At 34.2% G+C, this 18,968-nt stretch carries 18 protein-coding genes and 1 pseudogene; 7 read left to right on the top strand and 12 right to left on the bottom strand.

Features of this window, described 5'->3' with window-relative positions; all coding sequences use genetic code 11:
- Positions 1–36 precede the first annotated feature (36 nt).
- Positions 37–951 (bottom strand): DUF6625 family protein, encoded by a 915-nt coding sequence (locus GXM16_RS05185; RefSeq protein ID WP_163393343.1) that lies wholly within the window; start codon positions 949–951, stop codon positions 37–39.
- Positions 952–1,003: 52 nt separating this feature from the next.
- Positions 1,004–1,555 (bottom strand): hypothetical protein, encoded by a 552-nt coding sequence (locus GXM16_RS05180; RefSeq protein ID WP_163393342.1) that lies wholly within the window; start codon positions 1,553–1,555, stop codon positions 1,004–1,006.
- A gap of 392 nt (positions 1,556–1,947) precedes the next feature.
- On the opposite strand from GXM16_RS05180, the gene GXM16_RS05175 reads away from it, so the two are divergent.
- The 3 genes from GXM16_RS05175 (at position 1,948) to GXM16_RS05165 (ending at position 5,970) form a co-directional block, all read left to right on the top strand.
- Positions 1,948–3,630, top strand: coding sequence for a GH39 family glycosyl hydrolase (locus tag GXM16_RS05175; RefSeq protein WP_163393341.1), 1,683 nt, complete (start codon positions 1,948–1,950; stop codon positions 3,628–3,630).
- A gap of 111 nt (positions 3,631–3,741) precedes the next feature.
- Positions 3,742–4,746 carry a glycoside hydrolase family 43 protein gene (locus GXM16_RS05170; protein ID WP_163393340.1) on the top strand — a complete coding sequence of 335 codons (1,005 nt, stop codon included), beginning with the start codon at positions 3,742–3,744 and terminating at the stop codon, positions 4,744–4,746.
- A 183-nt stretch (positions 4,747–4,929) separates the two neighbouring features.
- A complete protein-coding gene (locus GXM16_RS05165; protein ID WP_163393339.1) occupies positions 4,930–5,970 on the top strand; it encodes a LacI family DNA-binding transcriptional regulator in 1,041 nt (346 codons plus the stop codon).
- A gap of 13 nt (positions 5,971–5,983) precedes the next feature.
- Here the strand turns inward: GXM16_RS05165 and GXM16_RS05160 are convergent, their stop codons facing one another.
- Entirely contained in the window at positions 5,984–6,235 is a 252-nt protein-coding gene (locus GXM16_RS05160; RefSeq protein WP_163393338.1) for a hypothetical protein, read from the bottom strand.
- Positions 6,236–6,523: 288 nt separating this feature from the next.
- On the opposite strand from GXM16_RS05160, the gene GXM16_RS05155 reads away from it, so the two are divergent.
- Both GXM16_RS05155 and GXM16_RS05150 read left to right on the top strand, forming a co-directional pair.
- Positions 6,524–6,961, top strand: a complete 438-nt coding sequence (locus tag GXM16_RS05155; RefSeq protein WP_163393337.1) for a hypothetical protein — start codon at positions 6,524–6,526, stop codon at positions 6,959–6,961.
- A gap of 146 nt (positions 6,962–7,107) precedes the next feature.
- Entirely contained in the window at positions 7,108–7,320 is a 213-nt protein-coding gene (locus GXM16_RS05150; protein WP_163393336.1) for a hypothetical protein, read from the top strand.
- A 136-nt stretch (positions 7,321–7,456) separates the two neighbouring features.
- Here GXM16_RS05150 and xth read toward each other — a convergent pair whose 3' ends face one another.
- The 4 genes from xth to GXM16_RS05130 all read right to left on the bottom strand — a co-directional run bounded on the left by xth (position 7,457) and on the right by GXM16_RS05130 (position 10,688).
- Positions 7,457–8,236, bottom strand: a complete 780-nt coding sequence (xth, locus tag GXM16_RS05145) for an exodeoxyribonuclease III (RefSeq protein WP_163393335.1) — start codon at positions 8,234–8,236, stop codon at positions 7,457–7,459.
- The gene (locus GXM16_RS05140) at positions 8,217–8,456 is read right to left on the bottom strand and encodes a hypothetical protein (RefSeq protein ID WP_163393334.1); all 240 of its coding nucleotides are present in this window, start codon (positions 8,454–8,456) and stop codon (positions 8,217–8,219) included. The genes xth and GXM16_RS05140 overlap by 20 nt, the downstream gene beginning before the upstream one ends.
- A gap of 113 nt (positions 8,457–8,569) precedes the next feature.
- The gene (locus GXM16_RS05135) at positions 8,570–10,003 is read right to left on the bottom strand and encodes an exonuclease domain-containing protein (protein ID WP_163393333.1); all 1,434 of its coding nucleotides are present in this window, start codon (positions 10,001–10,003) and stop codon (positions 8,570–8,572) included.
- 373 nt (positions 10,004–10,376) lie between these two features.
- Positions 10,377–10,688, bottom strand: a complete 312-nt coding sequence (locus GXM16_RS05130; RefSeq protein WP_163393332.1) for a hypothetical protein — start codon at positions 10,686–10,688, stop codon at positions 10,377–10,379.
- Positions 10,689–10,912: 224 nt separating this feature from the next.
- Here GXM16_RS05130 and GXM16_RS05125 point away from each other — a divergent pair, with 224 nt between their 5' ends.
- Entirely contained in the window at positions 10,913–11,962 is a 1,050-nt protein-coding gene (locus tag GXM16_RS05125) for an endonuclease/exonuclease/phosphatase family protein (RefSeq protein ID WP_163393331.1), read from the top strand.
- Positions 11,963–12,092: 130 nt separating this feature from the next.
- On the opposite strand, the gene GXM16_RS05120 is transcribed toward GXM16_RS05125, so the two are convergent.
- From GXM16_RS05120 to GXM16_RS05100, 5 genes and pseudogenes are all read right to left on the bottom strand, one after another.
- The gene (locus GXM16_RS05120; RefSeq protein WP_163393330.1) at positions 12,093–12,317 is read right to left on the bottom strand and encodes a hypothetical protein; all 225 of its coding nucleotides are present in this window, start codon (positions 12,315–12,317) and stop codon (positions 12,093–12,095) included.
- A gap of 194 nt (positions 12,318–12,511) precedes the next feature.
- Positions 12,512–12,971 (bottom strand): annotated as a pseudogene (locus tag GXM16_RS22790) (RNA methyltransferase).
- A gap of 228 nt (positions 12,972–13,199) precedes the next feature.
- Positions 13,200–16,070, bottom strand: coding sequence for a type I restriction endonuclease subunit R (locus tag GXM16_RS05110; RefSeq protein WP_163393329.1), 2,871 nt, complete (start codon positions 16,068–16,070; stop codon positions 13,200–13,202).
- On the bottom strand, positions 16,067–16,750 hold the full coding sequence (locus GXM16_RS05105; RefSeq protein ID WP_163393328.1) for a transposase: 684 nt from the start codon (positions 16,748–16,750) through the stop codon (positions 16,067–16,069). The genes GXM16_RS05110 and GXM16_RS05105 overlap by 4 nt, the downstream gene beginning before the upstream one ends.
- 78 nt (positions 16,751–16,828) lie before the next feature.
- Positions 16,829–17,755 (bottom strand): site-specific integrase, encoded by a 927-nt coding sequence (locus GXM16_RS05100; RefSeq protein WP_163393327.1) that lies wholly within the window; start codon positions 17,753–17,755, stop codon positions 16,829–16,831.
- Between the two features lie 85 nt (positions 17,756–17,840).
- Here GXM16_RS05100 and GXM16_RS05095 point away from each other — a divergent pair, with 85 nt between their 5' ends.
- Positions 17,841–18,968: a restriction endonuclease subunit S gene (locus tag GXM16_RS05095; RefSeq protein ID WP_163393326.1), complete on the top strand. Its 1,128-nt coding sequence runs from the start codon at positions 17,841–17,843 to the stop codon at positions 18,966–18,968.

The raw sequence follows: 18,968 nt of genomic DNA, 5'->3' as shown, positions 1-18,968 counted from the left end.
GCTGAGGGCGCTTTCAGGGAATTCTCATAAAGATGTCTATTGAATGCTCAAAATCTGCACTTTTTTTAAGTTTTTCTTTTTGGATATCATTTTTAACCCACCTAATCTCCAAAAACTTTTTTTATTAATGCCCTTTTTGTTAAAATAAAAAACATCCGGTATTGGGTAATTTATTGTTTTATCTTCACATTCTACCTTGTACTTTATCATATCATAAAACAAACATTCTTTTTTGTTGGAATATATAATCCGCCCATTATCCCACCTGATTTTATTATGCATCGTTTTATAAAAGTAAGACTCAAAAAGCGCATTTATTCTTTTCTCCCTATGTGCTTTACAGACTACATAGGTCATACTTCTATGGTCCGGAAAATCAAACACTGTTACGCCGGGTGTCTGTAATTTATCAAACAAAAAGGCACATTCATCAAAACCTAAATATTCCGGAGAAGAAAATATTTTTTGATAATCCAGACTTTCCATAAATAAAGTCCGCATCAAATCATTATTGCGATACAAACAAAATGTCCCTGTTATAAAATTCTTATGTGCACTGACCAGATCGTATCCATTTAAAATGTTAGGTGTGATAAAAGCTCTGATGTCACCATAAACCATATCAATATCAGCATGTCCCCAAAAATCATATTTTTCAAGAATGTCCTGAAATAGCAAGCCATGTGCAGGTTTAAAATCACATAATTTATAAGGGTTATCAAAATTCAATTCAAAACCAAATTTTGTTGCCCCCATAATTTTCAATTCCTGTAATGATTTGTTTATTATAATTACGTTAGACGGCTTATTGGGAATTTCCTGTGTATTACCGGTAATAATTATGAAATCAATTGTTGGATTATGCATACACGATTTGACAAATAGGGGAAAATACCATGGGTAATCTCCGTACCAGCAGGTTACTAAAGCGATGGAGTGCTCTGTATTCATTTAATTATACTTTATATAAAAACTTTTTGTTAGCTATTGTGTTAGTCTTAAATTAAGTTCTGTTTTCAAATTTGTCATTGACTATTCTTGTTATTTCGTTACCTAATTTTCTGGCTTTTTCCGCATGTGAGCCGTTCATTTGAAATTTTAGAACAGGAGTTTTTTTGTCCTTTTCCTGAAGATAATGAGTAACCAGAATAAAATCAGAGCCTTTTGTTCCGACGCGTCTTATCTTAAGTATTTCTGTCTTCATTTCAATTTTCATATCTCTGCTTAGAGGAACGGTTGTTTTTTTTAAGTTGTGCCGAAATGTGAAAATATTATTTTCGATAATTATTCCATCCAGAACTTCTCTAACTAAAGTTAAAATGGATAAAAACACCAATAAAACTCCAATTACAATTCCTACGCCTTTTGAAATTGTGTCTGATGTTGTTGCAAAAGGTACAATTATAAAAAATAATCCTCCACAGAGAAAAAGAAATACACCCCAAATTGACTTATCGGTAAGCCGAAGTTTATGTTTTATACTTACAAATTGGTCATAAGCAATTATATTCAGGCTTGCCTGGTTTGCAATTTTTAAAATATCAGCATTTATCATTTGTCTATCTCTGTTTATAACTAAAATTAGGAACTAATATATGAATTTTGTTTGCTGTAAAAAGGAGGTTTAAATTAGCTCGTTACTTTCAGGATTTGGTTTTCTATAAAGATGAGATATTTTACATTTAGTTTAGCATTTAACTTAATATTAACAGCCTTAATGGTTAACCTGTAATAATTAAGGAAAATGTATTTATGATGAAAGTTTGATTATTAACAACATAAAGAAAATATTTATTTAAAATAAAAGTGCTGTTATAAAAAAAATGCCTTTTTTTGTAAGTGTTGATTATACAATTATCATTAGAACAAAATTATGAAGCAAATTTTGTTTAAATAGTAATAAAACAGATTGAATCAGTTTGATAACTAACCTTAAAAAACCAGCCTATGCGAAAATTATTAAAGTATTGCCTGACTATAGTTTTTTTCCAATCTTGTATAGCCTTCATCCATGCACAAAGTCCTGAAATCAAGGTAGACCTTAAGCAGGAAATTGCTCCTATGATGCCAGTTTGGGCGTGGTTTGGGTATGATGAACCCAATTATACTTACATGAAGGACGGCAAAAAGCTTCTTAGTGAAATTGCTGATTTAAGCCCGGTTCCTGTTTATGTCCGTACGCATAGCATGCTTGTATCAGGTGACGGGACAGCTGCCCTGAAATGGGGCTCAACTAATGCTTATACAGAAGACAGTAGCGGAAACCCAATATACAACTGGAAAATTGTGGACAGTATTTTTGATACTTATGTTTCGCGTGGTATGAAACCTTTGGCACAAATTGGTTTTATGCCTGAAGCATTGTCCACACATCCTGCGCCATACAGACATTACTGGAAGCCGGGTGATCCTTACACAGATATTATTACAGGATGGGCGTATCCGCCAAAAGATTATGATAAATGGAGAAATCTGGTGTATGAGTGGGTTAAGCATTCGGTTGAAAGATATGGCCAAAAAGAGGTAGAAAGCTGGTATTGGGAAGTCTGGAATGAACCAAACGGACACTACTGGAAAGGTACTCGCGAAGAATTTCTCAAAATGTATGATTATGCTGCAGACGGACTAAAAAAAGCATTGCCAACTGCAAAAATAGGAGGTATAAATATTGCCGGAACAAGAGGCAAGGGAGCTCAGGAATGGACTAATGACTTTATAAAGCATTGTATCAGTGGCGTCAATTACGCTACTGGCAAAACAGGTTCGCCTATGGATGCTATTCTTTTTCATGCAAAAGGATGGCCTAAACTAGTAGACGGAACAGTCCGAATGGATATGGCACCGCAATTAAATGATATCCAGACCGGATTCAAACTTACAATGTCATATCCGGAAACAAAAGATCTTCCGGTTATTATTGGCGAGTCGGACCCCGAAGGCTGTGCGGCCTGCGGAATGGCTACTAACCCTGAGAATGCGTATCGTAACGGTACTATGTATTCGAGTTATACTGCCGCTTCTTTTGCACGAAAATATATTTTAGCAGATCAGACAAAAGTTAATTTTCTGGGAGCTGTATCCTGGTCTTTCGAATTTGAAAATCAGCCCTGGTTTTATGGCTTCCGGGATCTGGCAACAAATGGAGTCGATAAACCTGTATTGAACGTTTTCCGGATGTTTGGGATGATGTCTGGCAAACGATTAAAGGCTATAAGTAATCGTATGTATCCAATAGAGGAAGTTTTAAAATCAAGTGTTCGGGGCGAACAGTCGGATATTGGGGCATTAGCAACTAAGGATAAAAAATCTGCTGCAATTATGGTCTGGAATTACCATGATATGGATAAGGCGGGCCCAACAGAAAATGTAAATGTTTCGATTGAAAATATTCCCGTTAAAAAGGCAACTCTTACTATTTATATGATTGACAAGGAAAACAGTAATTCTTACGAAGTCTGGAAAAAAATGGGTTCACCGCAAAATCCGACACCAAAACAAATCGACACATTAGAAAAATCCGGTAAGCTAAAATCAATATCTGCAGAAAAGATAAAAATATCAGACGCTAAAACAGTCGTTCCGTTAAAAATGGAACGTCAGGCTGTAGGTTTGATAAAGCTGGACTGGTAATATTGACAATAAACATACTTATAAAGCAATAATTAAAGTAATTTACTTTAAACAAAACAATTAAAGTATTTTACAGTTTACAAATTACATTTTACAAAAAACAGATAAAGCATGAAATTAATTCAAATTTTCGTTTTCGCAATAATGGCCGTACTCAACCCGCTTCAGGGTAATTCACAAACTGTTGCATTTAATAATCCAATTGCAGAACAGCGTGCTGATCCGTGGGTATATAAAACAGTAACCGGCGAATATTATTTAATTGCAACTGTTCCTGAATATGACCGAATTGTAATAAGAAAAGCCAATACCATAAACGGATTAAAAGAGGCTAAAGACAAAGAAGTCTGGCATAAACATGAAAAAGGAGTTATGGGGAGTCATATCTGGGCTCCAGAATTGCATTGGATAAACGGAAAATGGTATATTTATTTTGCTGCAGGAGAATCTGAAAACATTTGGAATATCCGTATTTGGGTATTGTCTAATCCTTCTGCTAATCCAATGGAAGGAAAATGGACAGAAGAAGGGCAATTAAAAACACAAAAAGAATCATTTTCTTTAGATGCCACTACGTTTGAACATAATGGCAAAAGATACATGATATGGGCACAGAATGTAAGGGGAGGAAATCACGGTACAGCTTTGGTTTTATCAGAAATGAAAAATCCGACCACTCTTACAGGTCCGGAAGTGATTCTAACCGAACCTGAATTTAGCTGGGAAAGAGAAAAGTACAACGTAAATGAAGGCCCTGCCGTAATTAAAAAGAACGGAAAAATATTTGTAACCTATTCTGCCAGCGCTACAAATCACAACTATTGCATGGGCATGTTATGGATTAATGAAAATAGTGATTTACTGGATAATGCGAACTGGCAAAAAGCTCCGGGACCTGTTTTTTATACCAATGAAGAATTAAAAAGATACGGACCGGGACATAATTCATTTACTACGAGTGAGGACGAAAAATCAACCATAATGATTTATCATGCCAGGGATTACAAAGAAATTCAGGGTCATGAATTATCAGATAAAAATCGTGCAACAAGAGCAAGAGTTATTGAATTTACAAAAAGTGGCTTTCCTGATTTTATGCAGAACAAAAAGGATTAGAGAAATGATTTATAATGATTGGCATAATTGAGAGATAATAATTAAAATTTTTATCTATAATTCAAAATTGCAAAAACAAAAAAAAAATAAGATTTTACCTAAAAATAACAGGCTTTATACCAAATTCATTGTCATATTCACATGATTTTATGGTATTAGGTTGTTTTAAGATATATTTGCAACATGAGCACTAAGAGAATCACCATATACGATTTAGCAAAGGAACTTGGACTTTCTGTGTCTTATGTTTCCAAAGCCCTCAATGGCAAACCAGGGGTAAAGGAAGAGGTAAGACAAGTTGTCTTAAAAAAAGCTGCAGAAATTAATTTTAAACATAATACGCAGGCTGCAAATCTTAGACGTGGTTCCTCAAGAACCCTTGGTGTGATTGTACCTCAGATTAATCAAAGTTTTTTTTCGGATGCTATTTCCGGAATTGAAAAAGCATGTACAGAAAACAAGCACAATCTGATTATCTGCCAGTCCCATGAAAAATCAGATGTGGAAGAAACAGCAATTGAGACACTGATTCATCAAAATGTTGATTGTATTTTAATTTCCCTTTCAAAAGAAACGCAATCTGCCAAAGTTTTAGAGCAGGTTTTAGAACATAAAATCAATGTTGTGCAGTTTGACCGCTGTGATGAAAATTTTCCCGGTCACAGGGTTTTAAATGATAACAAACATGCAACTTATAAAGCTGCAAAAAGCATGATCGACGAAGGCTACCAAAAGCTTGCGTTTATTGGCGGTCCTTTGCATATGGACTTATACATGAATCGAAAGGAAGGTTTTATCAAAGCAATTAGTGAAGCCGGAATGGACATTCCTGACTCTTTTATTGTGGATGGTAATATTAGTAAAGAAAATGCATTTCAGACAGCTATGAAACTTCTTGCGTTGCCTGAACCTCCTGATGCATTTCTTGCCATTTCAGATTTACAGGCTTTGGGAATAATAATGGCGATATCCGAATCAGGTTTAAAAATTCCGGATGACGTAGGTGTTTTTGGATATGCGAATGAACCTTTTACAGAAATAATCTCACCATCAATATCTTCAGTAGATCAGAATAGTGAAAAAATAGGGTATCAGGCTGCTATGGTTTATTTCGACTACATTCTGAAAAATAAGGAAAGTGATGAAATTATCACTAAAATAATTGAATCTGATCTTATTATCCGGAACAGTTCAAAAAGAAGTGCTGTAGCAGTAAGCTTATAATAGCTAAATACTTTTATTTAGAATACGAATTGATATCAATTATTTTTTGTACACTTCCAGTAAAAGTTTCTGTGTCTTTTATTTCCTGTTTAATTAATTCATCGTAATCTATTAATTTAAAACGTTCTATCATATCTTTTTTAAGATACTTTATCATCGAATCAATACTTCTGGTATCACTTGGATACTGCCTTTTTAATTCACGCTGTTTACTTTGAAGATAGTCTAATGTCTTTCTGAGTCTTTGGAGGTTTACTTTGTCCAATCCCTTTTCGTTTTAAGTTTAAAAAAATAATACGTAATCCTGAATTCGTCTGAATGCTAAATATCGTTAATATCCATATTTAACCATATGAAATTTGAGGATTTTGATTTTAATGGTTCTTATGTAATTTTCAAAATAAATTATACAATTTCTATCTACAGCAAAAAAAATTACTATAATAAGTGCCATGGATATATTATAATTCTGTTACATAATATTGAAACATTTTATTGCTGCTTTTTTATTTTATTTGGATTAAGTTATTTTTTTCACTTAATCAGAACAGCTATGAAAATACCAAAAGAAATACTTAATGGAATTTATATATTTTTAGGAATTGCGTTATTCTTCCTGCTACTTGAAGTTTTAAATCTGGCACATTTATTTTACCTTCGTTTACTAAATGTTCTTTTCATTTTTTATGGAGTGAACAGAACATTAAAACAGAATCTTGCTGAAGGGCAGAGAAGTTTTTTACCCAATGCTATTTCAGCAATGGTTACTTCGTTTACAGGGGTTGTATTAAGTGTTGCAGCATTACTAATCTATAGTTATGCCAGAGGAGGTGATGCTTATGTCAAATCATTATCAGAAGCTTTTATGTTTGGAGGGGATCCTTCTGTTCCGGTATATACACTTTGCCTGCTTTTTGAAGGAAGTGCATCCTGCATAATTGTGACTTTATTGCTAATGTTGTATTGGAACAATAAGTACAAAGCAGATTAATTTGGCAATTAAATTTGTAAATAAACACTAATATATTAAAACACAAAACCTGATATTCTGTAAAAACTAATAATAATTGTGTAAGAATATAATATTGTCAAAGCCTAAATTTGAGAATATTTAGTATTAATAAAACAAATGTTATTATGAAAACACTTATCAAAACCAAAATTGCCTTGTTAGTTCTTGTAGCCGGATTGTCATTTTCATGTAAAAAAGCAGATACTGTACCGGCTGATGCAACTTACGACTCAACCGCAGTAACTGTTGATTCTACAGCTATAGATACCACAAGTGTACCTCAGGATACAACTACGGTACCAACGGATACAGCAGCTACAGCCGTACCAAAGCAATAAAAAGATTTAAAGAAAATAGATTTAAAAATCTATTATTGATCATTACTTTATTATTGGTTATTGATTCAGAAGCCTGCAGTATTGATTATTGCAGGTTTTTCTGTTATGTACTATTTATTGAGTTCACAACAAAACATTACTTGAATTCATTAATTTCAATCCAAACTGGTGCATGGTCACTGGTTTTTTCCCAGCCACGTACATGGCGGTCAACGCCACCAGATATTAGCTTTTTGGCTACTTGCGGACTTAAAAGAAAATGATCGATCCGTAGCCCGGCGTTTCTTTCGTAAGCTTTTCTGAAATAATCCCAAAAAGTATAGATTTTTTCATTGGGGTACAAGGTACGGATTGCATCCGTCCATCCCTGCGAAATAATACCAGCAAATGCTTCTCGTACTTCAGTCCTGAAAAGCGCATCATTTACCCATTTCTCGGGTTTATATACATCCAGTTCTGTAGGCATTACATTAAAATCACCTATCAATAGTACAGGTATTTTTAAGCTAAGTAAGGTTTCAGCCCGATCAGAAAGTCTTTGAAACCAATTTAGTTTATATTCGAATTTAGGTCCAGGTGCCGGATTGCCATTTGGAAGATAGAGACAGACAATCACAACACCATTGATAAGAGCTTCAATATAACGGCTCTGAACATCGTCCTGATTTCCTGGAAGTACACGGGTAATCTCTTCAATTTCAAGGTTGCGGGCCAGGATTGCCACTCCGTTCCATTGCTTTTGGCCATGCCATATCGCATTATAACCTGCATCCTGGATTGCTTTTAACGGAAATTTATCCTGTGGTGCTTTCAGCTCCTGCAGACATACAATATCAGGTTCAGCTTCTTTAAGCCATTGAAGCAGGACATTTAAACGGCCATTGACTCCATTTACATTATAAGTAGCTATTTTCATTTGGAACTCTTCTTAGTCCAATTGAACTTATTTCACTATTTTTTGCAGGACATTCCAAAGTTGAAGTAGAAGTAGTAGTATCAGGCAAGTCATCCCAATGCCCCCAATCTCCTCTGTAGGCTTTTCGATAAATAAAATCAATATTATCGGCTAAACAAATCTGGCTGTGTAATGAATCGGTGCTGTAGGCTGTGCTATTGTAAGTGTTTGAGTTTTCCATGATTGTGTTTTTTAGATAAGGTCAAAAGTACAGCTATTAATTCCTTTTGTCTTATATAAAAACACTCAGGTGTTATGTAATTTACATGTTTATAATAGTATAAAGATAAAATTCTATAAACCATACTTAAAATCATCCTCATCAAAAGATATCGAAACATTTTTAACGTCCTTCTTTTGATACTGTTTATTAAAAACTTTTCCCGGATATTTTGCTGCATATTTATGGATCAGATGCATAATATACTGATTACTTTTATAAGGAGTTACATACTCTTTTAATTCAGAAGGTTCAGTAAATCCAATATCTGATGTAACATACCCCATTCCGTAAAAATGTCCGTTCTCAACCCAAATACAGCTTCGTTCATTGACAGACCTGCCTTTATCAATAATAGCAAAACTGGATCTGCTGCTTAGCAAAAAATCAATTGCACTTTCTATTTTTTCATTATGGTGTTCAACTTCAGGCAAAGCTTTACTATCATTATTGGAAAAAATTTCGCCAACTGCAGTGATACCATACCTGCAAAACCGATTATCAATGTCAAACTGCTGCTTCAGGCTGATGAGCATGTTTATACCTTCATGAACCGTATTAAAATGTTCGACGCAGGTCTGAAACTTGTTTAATTTACCGGTCACTAAATATTTATATCCGCTGCGGGCTTCATACTGATAAAGTCCGTATTTGGGTTCAAAACGTTTGAGTGCCCTGTTGTAAACCGGCCAGAGTTTTTTTATTTCGGAACATTCCAACAGTAAGGCCATGAGTTCAGTCGCACATATTTCAAAGGATACCGAATAAATATCCCGTAGAAAATGCTGTCGCTGAGGCGTTATTTTATGACCGCTGAAATGAGAAGCCACACGTTTTTTCAAATTAACTGCTTTTCCAACATAAATCACTTTGTTAACCTCATTATAAAAATAATATACGCCTGGTTTTTCCGGTAAAGCTTCAAAATCTTCGGGAGGCAGGTTAGGAGGCAGGCGCTGGTCCTGCGCTGTATTCTTGACCATTTTTTTTATATGAGCTTCAGTATCCCATTCTAATAATCTGGAAAATAATATTGCTGTAGCATCAGCATCACCACCGGCACGATGCTGGTTTAGTAATGGAATTTCCAATGACTGGCAAAGTTTTCCCAGACTGTACGATTTAAATCCGGGTCTGATTTTCCTTGCAGCACGAACAGTGCATAGTTTTCTTGCTGTCCATTTAAAGCCGGCTTTTTGAAGTTCATGGCGAACAAAAGAATAATCAAAATTGACATTATGGGCAACAAATATGCGATCGGTAAGCATTTCCAGTACCTTTTCTGAAATATCATCAAAGATTGGGGCATCACGCACCATATCGTTGTTGATACCCGTGAGTGCAAAAATAGGGGCGGGGATTTCCTTTTGCGGATTTACGAGTGTTTCAAAACGATCTGTTATGCTTTTACCATTATGAATAATAATAGCAATTTCAGTAATACGGCTGCCACTGGCATTACCGCCTGTGGTTTCGATATCTACTATGGCGTATTCGGTCTCTTTCATCTTCTATCTTCATCAGAATCTTATACTTCCGATAAATGCAAAATTAAAAGAGATGAGGATTATTTTGATATAGTTGTGGTTCTAAATTGTAACAAAACTTATTTTCTCACCTGTAAAATCAAGTGGCGTATAAATCAAATGTGCAACGCCTGAGCAGCCTTAGAAAAAAACCACAAGAATCGATAGAAGATTAACGAAAACCGATTATATGGAATAATTATAGAACTGTATCCGGAATAGAATCTCAACCAATAGGTTCATTTTCTAAACTCTTTCCTATCGTAATAAAAATAAGCCTTCCCCATTTTACATGAGTAGGCTTATTTTTTACCGTTCTTATTTAGTCAGGTTTCGCATAATTATTCGGTTAAGGCTAATCTATTTTATAACCGTCATCAGCAAATGTTTCAGGTTCCTTAATTTCTTCCTGATCGTAATTTTCCTCTTCTTCATTTTCTTTTGGATCTTCCTCTGGTTCATCATTTTCATCAAAATCATTTTCAAAATCATCAAGATCAAGTGCGTTCGAGAATGCTGTATCCAGATTTTCATTTTCGGTAGGTTCAGCAGTTTCTTCTTCGTTGTTTTCCTGTTCGTATTGATCAATGTAGCTTTGATTGTCCTGATTGTCCGGGTTAAAATTATAATCTTCCTGATTGTAATTTCTTTCGTTATCTGTTGTCATAATCGTATTTTTTTTCTTTAATGATTTTCAAATGCTGACTTTGTCAAGTTTTCAGCTTTCTTAAAATTAAGCATGGAAACCCTGTGTTTTCTTATAGATTTCTTTTAATTCCTTATCTAATTATCATGAGATATTTAACTGCGCAGCTTGCCGTATGTATTGCCGGTTATTAAAAAATACGCTACCTTTCATTGTTATTACTATTCATTATTTCTATCCGATTTATGCAGTACTTTTTCTTTGTCCTTTCTATTATATTGGTAATTATTACTTTTATTCCACTCATTAAAAATGAATACTGGATATTCCGGGTTTGCGATTATCCAAGGCTTCAGAAACTGGTTCTTACTACTATCTGCATTGTATTTCTTGCATTTTACAGCAGTGGAAAGGAGTATGATTTTAATGATTTGCTTTTGCTTATCATGGTGGTAAACGCGTGCTATCTTTTAAAACAAATACTGCCTTTTACAGGACTGGGAAAAAAACACGTGCAGCGCATTACTACTGAAATACCCGAAAACGGATTCAGTGTCATGATTAGTAATGTGTATCAGTTTAATACCAATTACAAAGGCTGTCTGGAAGAAATCAGCAAAGCAAATCCGGATGTAGTGCTTTTACTGGAAACGCCTGCTGTCTGGGAAAAAGAAACGAACTCACTCGAAGAACATTTTCCGTTTTATAAAAAAGTACCTTTAGAAAATACGTATGGTATGTTGTTGTATTCTAAACTACAACTTCGAGATACCGAAGTAAAATACCTGGTCGAAAACGACATTCCTTCTATCCATACCCAAATTATTTTGCCGGGCGGACAAGCTGTTCAAATGTATGCCGTACATCCGGAACCGCCTGTTCCTATGGAAAATCCAACTTCGAAAGAGCGGGATAAGGAACTTTTATTAGTCGCCGATCTGGCCAAAGATTCAGACTTGCCCGTAATTGTGATTGGTGATCTGAATGATGTGGCGTGGAGTTACACCACCGAGCTTTTCCTGAAAATGAGCGGACTTCTCGATCCAAGAAGGGGCAGAGGCTTCTACAATTCTTTTCATGCCCATTATCCTTTTCTGAGGTTTCCTTTGGATCATGCTTTTATTTCGACACATTTAAAAATCAGGGAAATGAAAAGGCTTCACAATTTTGGTTCGGATCATTTTCCTATTTTCATCAGCCTGCAATATGAAGCGGCAGCCGAATTAGAACAGGATGAAATGCAGCCGGATAGCGAGGATATAGCTATCGCAGAAGAGAAAAAAGGGGCAAATTAAACCCCAAAATATTGGCTATAAAACAATAAAATCTGCCTAAGAAGATTTTATTGTTTTTTCTATCAGTATAAGCTTATCGCTTAAATTTCTAGTAACTCTAAATTCCTATACAATATAAAATTTAGATGTACTAGCTATTGGTAGCAGCGCTTCCGGAACTTCCTGCGCCACCAGAATTATTATTGCCGCCTTCTTCCTCATAACGATTCGGATCTGTTCCATCCTCATCGCGCTGGTCGTCCCAGTCTCCGGTGTTGGCTTCCTCACGATCATCATTGTTTTGTGCCTGGGCAAGCTGTGCGTGATAAGGGCATTTTGCTAAATCTTCGCTGGTGTAATTATTCGAATTTTCCATGATTTAAAATTTTAAGTTTAATAATCTTAAAAGTAGGTCAATGAAACGTTTCTATTTTATATCAAATGATAGATTTCTTACTAAATTAGCACTAGTAACCTTTTACGCTATTCGTCAGTTCGAGTATTTTTGTGTAGAGAAACGGAACAAAAGATGTATCGAGAACCGTTCTTAGGATAATTTTTTTCTCGGAATTACGAGCGAGGTTTAGGCAAATTACTGTCATACATCACAATGGTTCCTGCCACAGCAACGTTCAAACTTTTCCCAGATTTGAATTTTACCAGATGATGGCATTTTTCCATTGTTTTTTTTAGGCAAACCATGATCTTCTGCGCCTAACAGGTACACACAGCGTCTGGGATGCTCAAAGGTATCTAAGTCTGAAGCACTTTCATGTAATTCCACACCCACCAATCGCGCTCCTTTGGGTAAGTTTTCAAAAAAAGCTTCAAAATTCTCATAATGAAAATACGGAATCGCCTTTACCGCATCATGCCTATCTCAAGCTTGTTTGGCATATCTATTTCCGATGGTAAATATAAAAGTTGCCCCTAAGTTTTGAGCCGACCGCCACAAAACACCCAAATTTTCAGGCGTTTTACCATTGTGAATGCCGATGCCAAAGTATTCATTTGTAAAATTATCATTCATGGTGCAAAAGTACGAAGTGTATGTGTGTTGGGCAATTTTTTTTGATGGATGAGAAAGATAGATTTATTGTTAGTTTAAGATGTATTCGTTGCAAACAAATGTCTGAAATTTAAGCTAAATAGTATGATTAAGTTTGTCGTTTTAATCCCCTAGTCAACAGGAGATAAATTTATTTTTACAAACGTGTAGAGTTATGATAGTATTGCAATTACAAAAAAACATCGAATATTAATTCCCTGATATTCCATTAACAAAAGTATCTACAAAGCCTAAAATCTTATTTAAAATACGGTCACCAATTTCTTTTGATTTCAACACGCTGGGTCTTCCTTCTAATCGAAGTGCTAAAATTTCTTTTCGAAGAGGTTCACGTTCTGTAAAAAGATAGTTTTCAATTAACCTTTCCGTTTTTTCTTCAGATAGATTTTCTGTCTTAATCATTTGCTGGAGTGCTTTTTTCTGCTCGACATTCCAAAATTTTTCAAATTCTTCCGGAATTGTATCAGTATCTTCAATATGTGGCAAGCTTTCCTGAATAAATTTCTCGATCAATTCTCTTTTACTTCTTAGTGATACCTCGGTATTTAATAAATTGAAAATATCTTTTTCAATGCTTTCTTTGTCTTTTGTACTTTCTTTTGACTGGAATTTAATTAATAACTGAAGTATATACGTTACGTTTATAGTATCACGTCTTATCAACTCTAATTCAAAATCAATATCATTTAAAATAGATGTTTTTTCAGGTGAAGGGTCGGAACCAATTTTCTCTTTCAAATCCAGATACTTGCTGGTATAATCAGCAAAAAGCTGTTCTTCTATCTGTAAATCATCCCAGGTGAATTCAGTATAATGACTCATTTTCTTATGCAAACGCATTAAAGCACGGAAAGCCAAAATAAACTTTAATTGATCTTCCTCCGAATATAAACGGTCTACACTGCTTACTTGTGGAACAATTTCTAATAACTTTTGTGTTACTTCGTTAAACTTTTCAACGTAAACTTCATACGGTTCAACAATAATTTCATCAATAGCTTCTTTGTTACTGAATAAAGCGATGGCTTCGTCTGTTTTATCTTTTAGGTTTCGGAAACATACGATATTTCCCTGTGTTTTATTCTTGTCTAAAATACGGTTGGTACGACTAAAAGCTTGTATAAGTCCATGATATTTCAGGTTTTTATCTACATATAACGTATTTAAAAATTTGCTGTCAAATCCTGTCAGAAACATATTAGCTACCAAAAGAATGTCTGTCTCGTTTTGCTTGGATTTTTTCGCTACTGCATTGTAATAATTGTAGAACCCTTCTGTGTCTTTAATATTATGTTTTTCACCAAACAGTTCATTATAATCATCCACATAATTTTCCAGAAGTTCTCTACGATGAGGCTTAGAATTACCATATTGTGCTCGTGGTTCAGCCGCCATGTCTAATTGAGAATAAACACCATCTTCCATTTCATCTTCGTTTTGAGCAAAGCTAAAAATAGTGGTCACCTTTAAGTTGTGTTCTCCGTTTTGTTTTTTACGTTTTAAAATCTCATAGTATTGAATCACTGAATCAATATCCTGAACACACATCATCGCACAAAATTTTCTATTTTGGGTTTTCTGGTCGTGGTATTGAATGATGTAATCTACAATCGCTTCTTTACGTTTGGGAGCTTCATATACTTCGGTTTCATTGATTTGTTCCACTTTTAAATCAATAATATGTTCTTTTTGTTTAAAAGTTTGAATATATTCTACAGCGAATTTTAAAACATTTTCATCACGAATAGCATCGGTAATTACATATTTGTGAAGGCATTTTCCAAATAAACTTGCTGTTGTTTTTTCTCCGTCAGCATTCTCTGCTAAAATTGGTGTACCGGTAAAACCAAACAGTTGAATATTACTAAAATTATTGACAATATTTTTATGTGTATCTCCAAATTGTGAGCGATGGCATTCATCAAAAATAAAAACCATTCTTTCGTTCTGAATAGACTTCATTTTTAATAAATTCCTCCCAGAAATTGTATTATTTAATTTTTGAATAGTAGTAACAATTATGCTAACATTTGGATCGTTGAATTTCCTGATTAAATCCTCTGTATTTGTTGCCGAACTTACTGAACCTTTACTAAATTTTTCATATTCCTGATTAGTCTGATAATCCAGATCTTTTCTGTCAACCACAAAAACAACTTTTTTTATGGCTGGAATTTTAGATAAAATCTGACTGGCTTTAAAGCTGGTTAAGGTTTTACCACTTCCTGTGGTATGCCAGATATACCCATTCTTTTCGATATTGTAGCCATTCAGTATTTCGTTTTCTTTGACCTTTTTAATAATGCTTTCTACTGCATAATATTGATAAGGACGAAGTACCATCAGTGTTTTTGCAGTTTCATTCAGCACAATGTATTTACAGATCATTTTACTGATGTGGCACGGTTCTAAAAAAGAGTCGGTAAAACCATTCAGAATATTATTTAAGGGATTATTTTGCTCGTCTGTCCAATGGAATGTTTGCAAAAACTCCTGCTTGTTTGAACCAAAATTGCTAAAATATTTAGTGTTTACTCCATTACTGATGATAAATAACTGCACAAAGTGAAACAAACCTTTTCCGGCACCAAAACTATGTTTTTGATAGCGGTTGATTTGATTAAACGCTTCCTTCATTTCCAAACCTCTACGTTTGAGTTCGATTTGTACCAAAGGCAATCCATTAATTAACAACGTGACATCATAACGGTTTTCATACTTTCCTTCTTGTGTAATTTGATTGGTTACCTGATATTGATTCTGACACCAATGTTCAATATTCAGAAATTCAAAATATAGGTTGTCGCCATTATCCCGGATAATATGATGCTTCTTTTCGCGTAATATTTTGGCTTTTTCAAATACAGAACCTTTGTTGAGTATGTTCAGGACTTTTTCAAATTCGCTATTGCTAAATTGTATATTGTTGTGCTTCTCTAATTGTATTTTCAGGTTTGCCAGTAATGCTTTTTCATCAGCAATAACAGCATATTTATACCCTAATTTTTGTAATTGGGCAACGAGTTGTTCTTCTAAAATTTGTTCGGACTGCTTACTCATTTCTTATGGTTTAATTTGTCATTTTCCCACATCGTCGGATTTCGTATAATGTAATCCGCAATTCTTTGATATTCAAAATCATTTCTGATAATGTGATCGTGGTAATTGGGTTGAAAAAAATGATTTTGTTTGTTGTATTTTGGTATTGATAAATGATGTTCGTCAATAAAATCATCAATTTTGGTGTTTACTGCCGATTTGAATCCTGCAATAAACGATGAAATGGATTTGGGTAATCGGACGGGACGATTTGGTTTTATGGATTGCAATTGTTGAACCACACCATTGGGTTGTAAAACCGTACGGTTGGGTAGAACCGCACGGCCGTGCGGTTCTACGTCGTACCCGTGCGGTTCATTGTTCCCGTGCGATTTTACGGTATCAATCAGGCTGTTTGATCCATTGCCGGGATGACATATTTCCACAATCATATGCAAATGGTTGGGCATGATGATATATTCGTTTAAAAATAATTCATTCCGAATTTCAAATGATTTTAAAAATTCATTTTCTACAATTTTGCCCATTTCGGATAATTTTATTTGCCCGGTGACAATATCACCCAAAATGCATTCCCTGTTTTGGGTAACAATGGTAAGAAAATACAAGGCGTTTGAAGAATAATCCCAATTACGTAATCGATGTGAGCCTATTTTATATTTATTCTTGTATTTATCCATTTCAAAATGATAGTCTACGAAAGTAATAAATTATATAAACCCTGACATCATTTATCTTACAAATCCTGCTTCAAATCATTATCTTAATCCTTTAAACATTTGTTCGATAGCTTTTTTCTTCTGTTCCATATTGGGGTGGACATACAAGTTTAATGTTGTACTAATATTAGAATGCCCTAAGAGTACACTCACCGTTTTATAATCACAATTGCTTTCAATACATCGGGTTGCGAAGCTGTGTCTTAATCCGTGAAACTTCAATTCCGGCATATTCAATTCTTTCATCAGGTTTTTATAGTAACTTCGATATGTTCTGGGCTCAGTTGGTTTGGCATCGTTTGTTAAAACAAAAAACGAAGGATTCACAATCTTTTTAAATGGTTTTAATATCCGTAATAAATCTTTACTAATTGGGATTTCACGAATCGAATTTTTAGTTTTCGGTGTGTCCAAAATCAATTCCGTTCTGCGGGTTCCGTCTTCTATGACATAGATCCGTTGGATTGTTCGGTTGACACCTATAATTCCATTATCTGTATCAACATCTTCCCATCTTAAAGCGCATATTTCCCCAATACGCATACCTGCGCTTAAGCAGATGTAAACACCCAAATTGCGAAATGTAAAATGCTCCTGTATATAATTCATTATTTTTTTCTGATTGGCTCTGCTAAGCACTTCGATAGTATGCTTTTCACGTTCTGTAGGGAATTGTATGTCGAAAGGTGTATATTGTAGCCATTTATTTTTTGCACCGAATTTTAAAACCATTTTTAGGACAATTAAAATGTCCTTTATTGTTTTATGGCTTAAACCTGTTTCCAGTTTTTGGAATACGAAACGCTGTACATGAGCTTCTTCAATAGCATATTTATTACCAAAAACAGGCAATAAATGATTCTCGATTAAGAGCGTATAAGCCGAGAAACTTGATTTTTTCACATACTGCTTCTTGTCTTTTTTCCATAGATTAATAACTTCTAAAAGTTGTTTTTGTTCATTCATTATAATACAATTTTTGTTAAATCTCAAAGAAACACAATTAAAGTTTTACAAACATTAAGGATGGCAGTTACTTAATGTTCCTAATTTGAGATTTCCGGGGTTTGAAGGGGAATGGGAAACTAACAAGTTGGGTAATATTTTAACCGTTGCTAGTGGGAGAGATTATAAGCACTTAGTGCAAGGTAGTATTCCTGTATATGGAACAGGAGGATATATGACTTCTGTTGATAGTTATTTGTATGATGGAGAAACTGTTTGTATTGGAAGAAAAGGGACGATTAATAAACCATTTTACTTTAATGGAAAGTTCTGGACGGTCGACACCCTTTTTTATACACATTCCTTTAAAAAAGTATTGCCTAAATTTGTTTATCATATATTTGAGCAGATAAATTGGTTAAAATATAATGAAGCGTCAGGAGTTCCAAGTCTATCTAAATCTACTATTGATAATATTGATGTTAACATTTCAAGTTTAAACGAACAACTAAAAATTTCGTCTTTTATTTCACTCATAGATGAGAGAATCGAAACCCAAAACAAAATAATTGAACAATTAGAAACCTTAATTAAAACTGTAAGTGAAAAGCTATTTTCTCAAAAACTACGGTTTGAAGGGTTTTGTGATAATTGGCAAGAAAAAAAATTAGGAGATATCGGAATGACTTACAATGGACTTTCTGGTAAAAGCAAGGATGACTTTGGAAGCGGTAAAAAATATATTCAATACAAGCAAATTTTTGACAAATTGGAAATAGATGTAAAAAAGTGTGGATTAGTAAATGTGAATGATAATGAAAATCAAAATCAAGTAGAATATGGCGATGTATTTTTTACAATTTCTTCGGAAACGTCACGAGAAATAGGAATGAGTTCAGTATTGTTGGAAAAGGTTGAAGATGTATATCTTAATAGTTTTTGTTTTGGGTATAGAATTTTTTCGTTTGAAATACTTGCGCCTGAGTTTGCTAAATTTTTTTTTAGAAGTGATTGCGTTAGAAATTCGATAATAAAATTAGCACAAGGAAGCACTAGATTTAACATGTCTAAAATAGAACTTCTAAAATTAAAAATTATTGTTCCTTCTATTGAAGAACAAAACAAAATAGCTAATTTTCTATCATCTATAGATACCAAAATTGATATTGAGAATCAGCTATTGCAAAAATTGGAAGAGCAGAAAAAGTTTTTGTTACACCAAATATTTGTCTAG

Origin of the sequence: Flavobacterium limi, from assembly GCF_010645075.1 — a bacterium.
GTDB lineage: Bacteria > Bacteroidota > Bacteroidia > Flavobacteriales > Flavobacteriaceae > Flavobacterium > Flavobacterium limi.
Note: the sequence above shows the minus strand (reverse complement) of the source record. Positions and strands in the feature narration are given on the sequence as shown.

Coding starts and splice junctions, on each gene's coding strand:
- GXM16_RS05110 (WP_163393329.1), bottom strand. CDS start 16,070: ATGAGTAAGCAGTCCGAACAAATTTTAGAAGAACAACTCGTTGCCCAA.
- GXM16_RS05135 (WP_163393333.1), bottom strand. CDS start 10,003: ATGAAAGAGACCGAATACGCCATAGTAGATATCGAAACCACAGGCGGT.
- GXM16_RS05105 (WP_163393328.1), bottom strand. CDS start 16,750: ATGGATAAATACAAGAATAAATATAAAATAGGCTCACATCGATTACGT.
- GXM16_RS05120 (WP_163393330.1), bottom strand. CDS start 12,317: ATGGAAAATTCGAATAATTACACCAGCGAAGATTTAGCAAAATGCCCT.
- GXM16_RS05175 (WP_163393341.1), top strand. CDS start 1,948: ATGCGAAAATTATTAAAGTATTGCCTGACTATAGTTTTTTTCCAATCT.
- GXM16_RS05165 (WP_163393339.1), top strand. CDS start 4,930: ATGAGCACTAAGAGAATCACCATATACGATTTAGCAAAGGAACTTGGA.
- GXM16_RS05140 (WP_163393334.1), bottom strand. CDS start 8,456: ATGGAAAACTCAAACACTTACAATAGCACAGCCTACAGCACCGATTCA.
- GXM16_RS05170 (WP_163393340.1), top strand. CDS start 3,742: ATGAAATTAATTCAAATTTTCGTTTTCGCAATAATGGCCGTACTCAAC.
- GXM16_RS05155 (WP_163393337.1), top strand. CDS start 6,524: ATGAAAATACCAAAAGAAATACTTAATGGAATTTATATATTTTTAGGA.
- GXM16_RS05150 (WP_163393336.1), top strand. CDS start 7,108: ATGAAAACACTTATCAAAACCAAAATTGCCTTGTTAGTTCTTGTAGCC.
- GXM16_RS05100 (WP_163393327.1), bottom strand. CDS start 17,755: ATGAATGAACAAAAACAACTTTTAGAAGTTATTAATCTATGGAAAAAA.
- GXM16_RS05130 (WP_163393332.1), bottom strand. CDS start 10,688: ATGACAACAGATAACGAAAGAAATTACAATCAGGAAGATTATAATTTT.
- GXM16_RS05180 (WP_163393342.1), bottom strand. CDS start 1,555: ATGATAAATGCTGATATTTTAAAAATTGCAAACCAGGCAAGCCTGAAT.
- xth (WP_163393335.1), bottom strand. CDS start 8,236: ATGAAAATAGCTACTTATAATGTAAATGGAGTCAATGGCCGTTTAAAT.
- GXM16_RS05125 (WP_163393331.1), top strand. CDS start 10,913: ATGCAGTACTTTTTCTTTGTCCTTTCTATTATATTGGTAATTATTACT.
- GXM16_RS05185 (WP_163393343.1), bottom strand. CDS start 951: ATGAATACAGAGCACTCCATCGCTTTAGTAACCTGCTGGTACGGAGAT.